Genomic DNA, 2419 nt, shown 5'->3' on the forward strand with positions numbered 1-2419 from the left:
AACGCGCGGCGGATGGTGGTGAGTTCTGGTTGAGTTTTCCTCCAGGGAGATTCTCTTCTGCGGAACGCCCATCGTAACCGCGATCCGGGACATCGCCTTCGCCTCGGTGATACTATTAGCGTTGCACCCACCAGTGAATATTAAATGCCCGGCCAAACCATTCAGGTAGAGAGAAACGCATCTTTCTGCGACCGCCCTGGTCATTGGGCTTGCGGTCCCATCTGAATACAGTCCCGCCGCCAGGCCCACTATGCAGTCGGCAGTTGATGGAAGAGCCTCCCTGATTTCATACAGCCGGCATAGTGGATCCAGCAGGAGATCGCACACAGGAGCGGCCTTGAGAGCCCATTTCAGAATCTTGTTTGGGTTTTGCAGGGTTTCTTCGCCCCTCGGCTTACCTTCACTCATTGCGTCATGACTATTTTGAGGGTCGTGGCCGAACCCTCTGCTGCCAGCTTGAGGAAGTATACACCGGACGTCAACTTCTGTACTCTGGCAGTGTACGTGCCAGGCTTTCTCTGCCCGGAATGGAGAGTCCTTATCTTTCTGCCTGCCACATCATAGATGAGCAGAGATATTGCGGATGAGTGGGGCAGTGTGTATTCAACTGCCAGAAGTCCATGGCACGGATTTGGATACGCAGTAAGCGAGAAGTGATTGGGGAGAGGACGGCTTGAATTAACCTCCTCGATCCCCACAGGAAGGTCATCAGGATGCCCAGTTCTTCTGTTATTGTGCATGAATGTGGGCCAGGCTCCGTTGAGAGCACATTCAAGATCCAGCATGTACAGCTTCTGGGTTGCCCAGTCACCAACTATCAACTCGGCAAGGTTGTCGTTGTCTATGTCGTCTATGAGGGCGTACGGCCAGAGGAATCCATTGTCCCCCGTGGAGAAGGTCCATTCTGTGGTTCTGCTGTCCGCGTCGAGCACGAATAGCGTGTCAAACCAGCTCGCTGCAATGATCTCAAACCTTCCGTCTTCATCCAGGTCTGATAGGGATGGCTGCCACTCACCTCCGTCATAAGCGTGGACCCATTGCTCAGCTCCTGAGTTGCTGATCACATAGACATTGTCTGTCTCTCCGCACGCAACCACCTCGAGACCCGGAGAACTCGTATCGACATCGGCGATGGAGGGTGATGTGAATTGGAAGTAGTCGCCGTAGAAGTCACCGGCAGTGTACTCCCACTTGAAAAACCCATTTTCTTCCAGCGCAATTATGTTGCCTGAGCTGTACCCTACTATGATCACCTCTTCGAGGCTGTCGCCATCAATATCACCCACTCCCGGCCCTGTTCCGAATCCATAGTCGTTGTTGTTGACCCATACATTGTAGAGCCACTCCAGTGAGCCGTCCTCGCCATTGACACAGTGGACCATACCCGGATCTGCACCATAGGCAAGAACCTCGTACGCTCCGTCATGGTCAAGATCCTCTATGGTTGCATGGCCAAGAAAGATGTCAGAGTCTGATGGAGCCGGAACATACTGCCATACAATGCTTCCGGTCTGGCCGTTGAAACATGTTATGTGACCTAAATAGTCTGCAACCAGAACATCCACAGTGTCATCATTGTTGACATCGGCTATTGCGGGGGCGGAACCATAGTCTCCCGTGCCAAACACGGTAGTATCACACCATACGAGAGTGCTGTCCCAGTCATATACGCACACACCGTACCCATACCACTCTACAATTACTTCAAGTGTTGAATCCTGGTCCAAATTGGCAATCCCAGGGCTTCCACGAAGTTCAGCTCCGGGAGGTGCCTGTATAGTCCATCTAACAGACTTGTCGTGGTTCAGGACTATGAGCGGACCTCGGAGGTTGTAAAGGACGATCTCCTTGTAGCCGTCGTTGTCCAGGTCTCCTATTGCGAAACCGTTTATAGTGTCAGGTGAGTCGTATATCCAGCCCACACTGTATTGGGCAAAAGATGAAGAGGATACAAGCAGGACTAATGTGAGAAGTACTGAAAAGCGCAGATAAACGATTAGAATCCTCTCTTTTCTTGGTACGATGCTATTTATAGCCCCCTGCCCAACGCAAGTCAAGCACGAAACAACATCTTGGGCAGCGCTCCAACAGTCGTCCTTATTATCTTCCCGTGGTGTTGGTGCGGCAGGAGGTGGGATTTTCCACTTTCGTGTGTTTTGTGTTTGTCACTCTGAGCGTTAACGAAGAGTTTGCTTTTGCCTGATTGTTACAATTCCCCGCGAGGAAAAAAGAGCTGTCATTGCGAGCCAAATAGGTCCAGCCCGCCGCAGGCGGGATGAGACATATTTGGTCCTTCGTCGGCACAAGCCGACGGAGGAGCAGTCTCAGCGACGAAGCAATCTCCGGCAAGGTCTTTAATTTCCTAATTTCATCGTTTCAAGTGTTGGGCTTTGAAGCCCAACTCTTATAACCACAGATT

At 51.6% G+C, this 2419-nt stretch carries 2 protein-coding genes; both read right to left on the reverse strand.

Annotated elements, in window-relative coordinates; translation table 11 throughout:
- The coding region (locus E3J62_04625; protein ID TET46300.1) for a YdcF family protein at positions 1-408 on the reverse strand (408 nt) is incomplete at its 3' end.
- Complete coding sequence (locus E3J62_04630; protein ID TET46301.1) at positions 405-2057, reverse strand: T9SS type A sorting domain-containing protein; 1653 nt, start codon at positions 2055-2057, stop codon at positions 405-407. The genes E3J62_04630 and E3J62_04625, both read right to left, overlap by 4 nt.
- Between the last annotated feature and the right edge of the window lie 362 nt (positions 2058-2419).

The organism is candidate division TA06 bacterium, assembly GCA_004376575.1.
In the GTDB taxonomy this organism is placed as follows: domain Bacteria; phylum Hydrothermota; class DG-26; order E44-bin18; family E44-bin18; genus E44-bin18.